This is a genomic window from Pseudalkalibacillus sp. NRS-1564 (assembly GCF_050467905.1).
GTDB lineage: Bacteria > Bacillota > Bacilli > Bacillales > Guptibacillaceae > Guptibacillus > Guptibacillus hwajinpoensis_B.
Genome location: NZ_JBITPM010000018.1, coordinates 208591 through 217708, shown reverse-complemented (window position 1 = coordinate 217708; position 9118 = coordinate 208591). Strand labels below are relative to the sequence as shown.

The window sequence follows — 9118 nt, the reverse complement described above, 5'->3', positions numbered from 1 at the left end:
TGCAAGAGTAGGACGTCGCTGGGCAATGAAGAGAAGCGAGAGACCTGAGGGTTTCTCGCTTTTTTATATGTTTTTTTACGTTCGCGGAATTAATCTCAAATGCGCGGAATTATTACGGAAAAGCGCGGGAAAAATCCGGATTTCGCGGAATTATATAAAATATCGCGGAATTAATGGGTAATGATAAGCTTCTTGGTATTATAAAATTGATAGAGATTTCTTAAAAGATCAGGTGAATTGTATAAAATAATGCTTTAAAATCGAGGGGAAGAACTAGAATCTACTATTAATGGAGTGAACCCTTTTGGAACAGCTTCTTTTCAATCTTAATCATTGTAATAACAATTTGGTTAATGATTAAAGTGTTACATATCGCGTTTAAGAGATTCGAATAAATTATTCATTTGTCTTATAGGTAGACCACTTATTTAGCTACAATATCGTTAGTTGGCATCTATAGCACATTCAAACTGTATGCCTCCCTTTCTTCGAACTAAAATGATAGTAGAGGTGAATGTGATGAGTGAAATCGTTATCGTTTGGTTTAGACGGGATTTTCGTTTAAACGACCAAACTGCTCTTGAAAAGGCTATCGCCTATTGTGAAGAAAATGATGCTAACTGGGTAGGGATTTTCCAGCTTGATCCCCATTTTACGAATACAATCGATCTCCACCATGATTATTTCTTTCGGACGGTGGCTGAATTTCAAGAACGCTGTAAAAATGAGAAACTTCCCTTTCAAATTAGCTACGGAACTCCAAAAGACGTATTTGATAAGGTAACGGCTCGTTTAAATGTAACGGCCATTTTCTTTAATGAAGATGAAGCAGGTTACGGAGCGAGGCGCGATCATGAAGTGAGTAACTTGCTGAAAGAGAAGGGCATTAAAGTATTTTCTTATAAAGATTACTACCTTCATGGTTCTAAAGAAGTTAGGAAACATGATGATACGATGTATAAGGTATTTACGCCCTATTATAAGCAATGGCGGACGCTAAGAAAGCCACCAGTCATTCAAAATGATTTTAAGAAGGTTAAGAAGTATGCTCATTCGTTAGATCATACACTTGATCCCGAATCTGAAGCCGAATTTGAAATCATTTTAAATAAGTGTGAAGCAAATTGGCAAGCGATTGGTGAAAAGAGTGCAAATCAACGGGCGAAGCGTTTTGTGAAAGAAAGAATCAAGGATTATGATAATCATCGAGATGTTCCTTCATTTGTGGGGACGAGTAAGTTATCACCGTATTTAAAGACAGGTAATCTCTCTGTCCGAACCCTTTTTCATATGGTAGCGGAATATGATCATAAAGGGGCAGAAACGTTTATTCAGGAACTTTCTTGGCGTGATTTTTATGGAATGGTTCATTCAGAGTTTCCTGAATTTCGAGATCGTGAATTTCAGTCCAAATATCGAAGCATTCCGTGGAATGACAATGAAGAAAAATTCCAGAAGTGGAAAGAGGGTAAAACAGGCTTTCCAATCGTTGATGCTGGAATGAGGCAACTAAATCAGGAAGGATGGATGCATAATCGACTTCGTATGATTACGGCTTCATTTCTTACAAAAGATTACCTTATCGATTGGAGACTTGGTGAGCGTTACTTTGAGGAAAAGCTGATTGATTATGATGAGTCTTCCAATACTGGAGGATGGCAGTGGGCTTCTTCGACTGGTACAGATGCTGTCCCTTATTTTCGCATCTTCAATCCGACGACTCAGGCAGAACGATTTGATCCGGATGGTGTTTATATTAAGAAATACGTTGAAGAGTTAAAAGGTGTGCCTAAGAAGTATATCCATCAACCATCAAAAATGACTGAAGAAGAGCAAAAGGAAAATAACTGTGTCATTGGGGAAGATTACCCACTTCCAACTGTGGATCATAAAGTACAGCGCCAAAAGGTGCTAAGTGTTTATAAAGAAAGAACGTGATAAAAAGGTCAGGTGCTATATACGCGCCTGATCTTTTTTTGATGGATAAGAGGACAAGAAATGCGCATGCTAATTGGAAGAGAATGCTAAGTGCGGAGCTGATTCATGTGAAATGGTTTAAGAAAGGCGCTTCTGAAAAGCCATCTACGTTAGAGGAAATGATAAAAGACCTTAAACAATCGATCGATTTTGTTGCATATGAAAATAAAGCGAGCGATCAGCCTTATCGGTTAATCTATTTTGCATCGCTTGTTGATTCTGAACAGCTCCACCGTGACATATTGCCAGTAATTAAAGAATGTAAGTCAAAATCACTTGAAGACTTAAAAGGTATTCTTCCAATCGAAAATATTGAGATTTCATCAGAGCTATCAGTCATCCAAGAACGGTTGTTAGAAGGTTATCTTGCCATCCAACTTTCACGAGGTCAAAAGGTTCTCCTTGTAAACATTAGTCTTCGCAAATCAAGAGATTTATCTGCTCCTGAAATTGAATTTAGTGTGATGGGACCGAAAGAAGGTCTAGTCGAAGATCTTCATACAAATATGAATTTAATTCGTAGAAGAATCCCGCATCCCAGGTTGAGAATGAAAGAGATTACCGTTGGAACGATAAGTAAAACGAAGGTTGTCGTTGCCTTTATTGAGGGTGTGGCTAGTGAACAGAATATTAATACCGTTATGCAGCGTCTCGAAGATCTCGATTTTGATATTATTTCTGACTCTTCCTTTATTGGTCAGATGTTAGAAGACAATTCTCTGTCTGTTTTTCCGCAAATGATTGATACGGAACGAACGGATCGTATTACAGGACATATGAATTTTGGTGCATTTGCGATCTTAACAGAAGGCTCTTCTAATGCTCTAATTGGTCCAATTAATTTTGGGCAATTGTTAGTTTCCTTTGAAGATTACTATCTTGGATGGAATATTGCTTCCTTTTTTCGTGTCGTCCGCATGATTGCCATTCTAGCGTCGATTATCGCTACTCCTTTGTACGTTGCAGTTTTAACGTATCATTATGAATTATTTCCTTCTAAGTTATTAGCAACGTTAATTTCATCAAGAAGTGACATCCCTTTCTCTCCTGTTATTGAAGTGTTTTTTCTTGAAGTGACAATCGATTTGTTACGAGAGGCGGGGGCAAGGATGCCGACGAAGGTTGGGCAAACACTCGGTATTGTAGGAGGTATTGTTATTGGAACGGCTGCTGTTGAGGCTTCTTTAACTAGTAATATTCTGTTGATTTTGGTTGCCTTATCAGCTCTTGCTTCTTTTACAACACCAGTTTATCGCATGACTAATACGATTCGTTTTTTACGCTATCCTTTAATTGTGTTCGCACAATTTCTTGGCTTAATCGGAGTAGCGCTGTTTGGACTATTTATTCTAACGCATATGATCAGGTTAACATCATTTGGAAACCCATATCTCGCGCCGCTTTATCCTCCGAGGGTAAAAGATTGGTACGATTCTTTCTTTCGTTTACCTTATGTCATGCAAAAAAACAGATTTCAATTTTTTCGAGGGAAACAGACGAAGCGATTTGAGGATAAGAAAAAACGCCAAAAGCATCATTTGGATTTCGATGAGCAGTAGAGGGTGAGTTGCATGGAACAGAGCAAGCGAAATGATCTTCTTATATCTCCCTTCCTGATCATGTTTATTATTCACAGTAATCAGGTGGGAGTTGGAATACTAGGCTTTCCTCGCTATATCGCGGCCTATGCAGGAAATGATGCCTGGATTGTCGTTATAATTACAGGTGTTATTTTTCACGTGTTTATATGGATGATGTATCGTGTTCTTAGTGATGGTTCTTATGACATTATTGATCTTCATCATAAGTGGTTCGGAAAGTGGATAGGAGCGTTTTTTAACATTGCACTAATGATGTATTTATTGCTAGGGACGATTGTTATTCTTCGTACGTTTATAGAAGTCATTCAGGCCTGGATGTTTCCTGAATTAGCCACTTGGATACCTGTCGGAATGTATTTGTTGTTAACGTATTATGTGCTTGCTGGAGGTTTTCGAACTGTAGCAGGCATCTGTTTCTTTGGAGTGGTTATTCCAGTGTGGCTAGTATTTACGGCAACGGCTCCATTGAAATTTTCTACATTTAGCAACATATTCCCTATCTTGGATCATTCGTTGCAGGAATTTGCTCTTGGAACAAGGCAGATGACGCTAAGCTATGTTGGCATAGACATCTTATTACTTGCTTATCCATTCTTAAAAAATCCGAAGAGCTCTCGTATATGGGCACACATGGGCGTTTTATTAACGACATTGATTTACACGATGGTTATGGTAATTTCTCTTGCATTTTATAGCGAGGGGCAACTTCAGCAGTCTATTTGGTCTACACTAATTGCATGGAAGGTTGTCGAGTTGCCATTTGTAGAGCGATTTGAGTATCTTGGGATAACATTCTGGTGCTTCGTTGTTTTTCCTAATATTTGCTTAACGATGTGGGGGGCAAGTCGAGTTGGAAAAAAGGTGTTTCATATAAAACAAAAGTACTTTGTTCTGGTTTTGATTGCATTTGTTTTTACAGCATGTGTGATGGTTACGAATCGTGATCAGGTGGACTATCTGAATACGATAACTTCTATTATAGGAACCTACGTTTATTACTTTTATATTCCATTTATTTTCTTATACAGCATGATTTGGAGGAGAGTGAAGAGGCGAACATGAAATATTTCAGCTTAATAGTTCTTTGTATGCTTCTGACAGGTTGTGTAGCAGAGGAAATAATTGATGAAGTGCCTATCCTATTTATCGTTGGCTATGACAAGGGAGAAGAAGGAAAAATCAAAGGAACGATATCTCTCCAAACGTTTGATCCAAATCAAGAAGTTGAGACAAGATCATTTGAAGCGGAGGCATATACGAGTAAAGGACTTCGCAATCAATTAAGCGGTTTACCTAAGCCCATTTCGATAGGGAAGATGGCGGTATTGTTATTTAGTGAAGATATGGCTGAAGAGGGAATTATAGATGTGCTAGATAGTTTTCTAAGAGACCCAGCAGCTGGTCGTCTCATTTACGTTGGTGTAGTAGAAGGAAGTGCAGGCGAACTCATAAAAAATGAATTTCAATATTTACAGGGAATCGGCCCATTTCTACAGAATCTAATTAAACAATCGATTGAGTATGGAAATATGCCCCAAAATAATATTCACTTGTTTGATTACAAATATTATGGCGATGGGATGGATCCAGTTGTTCCTATACTTAAGAAAGAAGAGACTGAAGTGAAAATAACTGGTCTCGCTTTGTTTGAAGATGAAAAGATGGTTGGGAAACTGAACTTGGATGAAATGTTTATGTTCGCATTAATTAATAAAAGTTACAGCGCTGGTTTATATGAGTTGGAGCTTCCAGATGGAGAATATGCAAACCTACAAAAGATCAAATCAAAAGTGAAATATAAGGTGAAAAATGGGAATACCAATCCTTCAGTAAACATAACAATTAAGTTAAATGGAAATGTTGTAGAGTACACAGGGGATAAGTTGAGTAAAGAGACAAAAGAAGAAATTGCAGAGACGCTTGAACGTAACGTGCAAGCTCAAGGTAATGAGATGGTTAAGAAATTTCAAGAATTAGGAATAGATCCTTTCTCAATCGGTGATCATGCTCGTAGTCAGACTAGAGATTTTGATTTTAAAAAATGGTATGACCGTTATCCTGATGTTCCTGTAACGATTGATGTTAAAGTGAATATTGGAGAATCAGGAATCATTGATTGAGGAAAGGTGTGAAGGGCTCATGAGCAATTACACACAATATAGGAATAAAAAAACTCGTTTTAAAACGAGTTTTTTATGTACCTTTACTTAGATAATATGGTAGAGGAGTGGTAGTAAATGATTTTACTCGATGGTTATCAGTTATCATTAAATGATCTTAGAAAACTTTTATATAACGGTGCGCGTGCTAGTTGTTCGAAAGAGAGTCTAAAGCGTGTTGATCAAAACAGAAAAGCAGTGGAAACGATTGTTGCAAACGGGGAGACAGTGTACGGTATTACAACAGGATTTGGCAAGTTAAGTGATGTTCATATTCAAATTTCAGATGTTGATCAGCTTCAGTTGAACCTTATTTATTCCCATGCATGTGGTATCGGTGAACCCTTTCCCCCCCTTGTATCAAAAGCTATGCTTTTGCTGCGAGCGAATGCTTTACTGAAAGGATTTTCAGGGATTAGGCGTGAAGTGATTGAAAGACTATTGCTATATGCCAACGAAGAAATTCTACCCGTTGTACCGCAGCAAGGATCACTTGGAGCAAGCGGTGACCTGGCCCCTTTAGCTCATCTTGTTCTTCCGTTATTAGGTGAAGGAGAGGTATTCTACCGGGGAAAGCGAGAGAACGCGACTGTTCCAATGAAAGAGAAAGGAATCGAACCGATTAAATTAACCGCTAAGGAAGGTCTTGCGCTTATTAATGGAACACAGGCGATGACGGCGATGGGCGCTGTCACTTATCTTGAAGCAGAAAAACTCGCCTACGAAGCGGATGGGATCTCATCTCTTACATTAGAAGCCTTGAGAGCTATTACAGACGCCTTCGATGAGGACATTCATTTGGTCAGAGGTTACCCTGAACAAGTGGATGTGGCTAGAAGGTTAAGAAAGCTATTAAAAGGGAGTCAGTTAACAACGAGGCAAGGAGAGATAAGGGTTCAGGATGCTTATTCCCTCAGATGTATTCCTCAAGTACATGGTGCCTCCTGGCAAGCCCTTGCTTATGTAAAAGAAAAACTTGAAATTGAAATGAACGCCGCCACGGACAACCCACTTATTTTTGATGGGGGAGCGAAAGTACTATCTGGAGGAAATTTTCATGGACAGCCCATTGCCCTTGCAATGGATTTTCTTTCGATTGCGATGGCTGAATTTGGGAGTATTGCAGAACGTCGTATTGAACGTCTCGTGAACCCGCAATTGAATGATCTTCCTGCATTCTTAAGTCCCAAACCAGGGTTACAATCAGGGGCAATGATTATGCAATACGCAGCAGCATCACTTGTCTCAGAAAACAAAACCCTTGCCCATCCGGCTTCAGTTGATTCCATTCCATCCTCAGCCAATCAGGAGGATCATGTTAGTATGGGAACGATTGGCTCTCGACACGCTGCCCAAATTACAACAAATGTGAGAAGAATTCTAGCGATTGAAGCGATTTGTGCAATGCAAGGAATTACCTATCGAGATTCCACGAAGCTTGCACCAGAAACGAAAAAAATATATGAGGCAGGAAGAGGCATTGTTCGAGAAATAGACTGCGATCGCATTTTTTCATATGATATCGAACGATTGACCGATTGGTTAAAGGAAAATGGGGATATCGAGAAAATTGTGGTAGGTGTGTAGGAACATCCTTCCGTGCAAATAACAAAATGAAATAAAAGTAGAAGAATGATATAGTAGATGAAATAGATGGAAAGCAGGGGGCAATACAGTGAATGAAAAAGAAATCGAAATCCTAGAAATTTTAGAGGATAATGCACGCGTACCAATGGATGTTTTAGCTGATATGGTTGAATTATCAGTTGAAGAAGTAGAGAAAATCATTAAGAAACTTGAAGAACAGGATATTATTTTAAGCTATTCATCCGTCATTAATTGGGATAAAACTTCTGGCAAAGACGGTGTTGCAGCCATGATTGATGTGAAGGTAACCCCAAAAAGAGATGTTGGCTTTGATGAGATTGCTGAGCGTATTTATCGTTTTCCGGAAGTGAAAGCGGTGTACTTAATGTCAGGAGCGTTTGATTTGTCTGTTCAGATCGAAGGGAAAACGATGAAGGAAGTTGCTTTCTTTGTTTCTAACAAGCTTTCAACACTTGATTCAGTTTTATCGACAACAACGCATTTCTTACTTAAAAAATATAAACACGACGGTGTGATTTTTGAACCGGAACAGAAGGATAAGCGGATTGTGGTGTCACCATGAAGGAAGTTCAACAGCAGTATATTTCTAAAACAGCTTCTCAATTAAAACCTTCAGGTATCCGAAAATTCTTTGATCTTGCTTCCCAAATGGATAATGTTATTTCACTTGGTGTTAGTGAGCCAGATTTTGTTACACCGTGGAATGTATGTGAAGCGGGCTACGCTTCACTTGAAAGCGGCTATACAGCTTATACGGCAAATGCAGGTCTGCTAGAGTTAAGGGAAGAAATTTCGTCTTACTTAGATGAACAATTTTCACTGAGCTATTCAGCTGAATCACAAATCATATTAACTGTTGGAGCAAGTCAGGCGATTGATCTGGCTTTTCGAGCAGTGATTGATCCGGGTGATGAGGTTATTATTGTCGAGCCAGGTTTTGTTGCATATTCACCAGCTGTAACGCTCGCAGGTGGGACACCTGTCTCTTTGGAAACAAAGGCAGAGGACGAGTTTAAAATAACGCGTGAGTCGCTTGAAAAAGTGATTACGAAGCGAACAAAAGCGATCCTTCTGTGTTTCCCGAGTAATCCTACTGGTGCCACAATGTCTGAAGCAGAATTGAAGAACGTAACGGACACCATTGAAGAACATGACCTACTCGTACTTTCGGATGAGATCTATGCGGAATTAACGTATGATGAAACGCATTATAGCATTGCCCGAGCTGATGGCATGAAAGAGCGTACAATTCTTATTTCAGGTTTCTCGAAGGCATTTGCTATGACAGGCTGGAGACTTGGTTACGTGACTGGTCCTGAAGAAATCATTGCGGCGATGTTGAAAATTCATCAGTATACAATGATGTGTGCGCCGACAATCGCTCAGCACGGGGCACTCGAAGCTTTGAAAAGTGGAAGAGACGATCTTGAGAGAATGAAGAAAAGCTATCGTCAGCGAAGAAACTTTCTTGTTAAAGCATTTAACAACATCGGACTTTCCTGTCATATGCCAGGTGGTGCATTCTACGCATTTCCATCCGTACAGGCAACTGGTATGACATCAGATGAATTTGCTGAAAAGTTATTAGAAGAAGAGCAAGTCGCTGTTGTGCCAGGGCATGTTTTTGGTGCTGGTGGAGAAGGCTATGTTCGCTGTTCTTACGCAACGTCAATCGATTCTTTGCAGGAAGCTGTTAAGCGAATCGAACGGTTTGTTAACCGTCACAACTCAAAAGGATAATTAGGAACGCCGTCCTCAGTGAGGACGGCGTTA

General features: G+C 39.4%; 7 protein-coding genes. All 7 read left to right on the top strand.

What is annotated here, in order from left to right:
• Positions 1 to 519 precede the first annotated feature (519 nt).
• The 7 genes from ACIFPW_RS09970 to ACIFPW_RS09940 all read left to right on the top strand — a co-directional run bounded on the left by ACIFPW_RS09970 (position 520) and on the right by ACIFPW_RS09940 (position 9085).
• Positions 520 to 1938: a cryptochrome/photolyase family protein gene (locus ACIFPW_RS09970; protein WP_430243884.1), complete on the top strand. Its 1419-nt coding sequence runs from the start codon at positions 520 to 522 to the stop codon at positions 1936 to 1938.
• A gap of 107 nt (positions 1939 to 2045) precedes the next feature.
• Positions 2046 to 3536, top strand: a complete 1491-nt coding sequence (locus ACIFPW_RS09965; RefSeq protein WP_242057329.1) for a spore germination protein — start codon at positions 2046 to 2048, stop codon at positions 3534 to 3536.
• A gap of 12 nt (positions 3537 to 3548) precedes the next feature.
• The gene (locus ACIFPW_RS09960) at positions 3549 to 4640 is read left to right on the top strand and encodes a GerAB/ArcD/ProY family transporter (RefSeq protein WP_430243882.1); all 1092 of its coding nucleotides are present in this window, start codon (positions 3549 to 3551) and stop codon (positions 4638 to 4640) included.
• Positions 4637 to 5698: a Ger(x)C family spore germination protein gene (locus ACIFPW_RS09955; protein WP_430243881.1), complete on the top strand. Its 1062-nt coding sequence runs from the start codon at positions 4637 to 4639 to the stop codon at positions 5696 to 5698. Before ACIFPW_RS09960 ends, ACIFPW_RS09955 begins: the two co-directional genes overlap by 4 nt.
• A 117-nt stretch (positions 5699 to 5815) precedes the next feature.
• Entirely contained in the window at positions 5816 to 7324 is a 1509-nt protein-coding gene (gene hutH, locus ACIFPW_RS09950) for a histidine ammonia-lyase (RefSeq protein WP_430243879.1), read from the top strand.
• Between the two features lie 88 nt (positions 7325 to 7412).
• Positions 7413 to 7907: an Lrp/AsnC family transcriptional regulator gene (locus ACIFPW_RS09945; protein WP_430243877.1), complete on the top strand. Its 495-nt coding sequence runs from the start codon at positions 7413 to 7415 to the stop codon at positions 7905 to 7907.
• Complete coding sequence (locus tag ACIFPW_RS09940; protein ID WP_430243875.1) at positions 7904 to 9085, top strand: aminotransferase; 1182 nt, start codon at positions 7904 to 7906, stop codon at positions 9083 to 9085. Before ACIFPW_RS09945 ends, ACIFPW_RS09940 begins: the two co-directional genes overlap by 4 nt.
• Positions 9086 to 9118 lie beyond the last annotated feature (33 nt).

Excerpts from the sequence above, each read along its gene's own strand:
- ACIFPW_RS09970 (WP_430243884.1), top strand. The coding sequence starts at position 520 with ATGAGTGAAATCGTTATCGTTTGGTTTAGACGGGATTTTCGTTTAAAC.
- ACIFPW_RS09960 (WP_430243882.1), top strand. The coding sequence starts at position 3,549 with ATGGAACAGAGCAAGCGAAATGATCTTCTTATATCTCCCTTCCTGATC.
- ACIFPW_RS09955 (WP_430243881.1), top strand. The coding sequence starts at position 4,637 with ATGAAATATTTCAGCTTAATAGTTCTTTGTATGCTTCTGACAGGTTGT.
- hutH (WP_430243879.1), top strand. The coding sequence starts at position 5,816 with ATGATTTTACTCGATGGTTATCAGTTATCATTAAATGATCTTAGAAAA.
- ACIFPW_RS09940 (WP_430243875.1), top strand. The coding sequence starts at position 7,904 with ATGAAGGAAGTTCAACAGCAGTATATTTCTAAAACAGCTTCTCAATTA.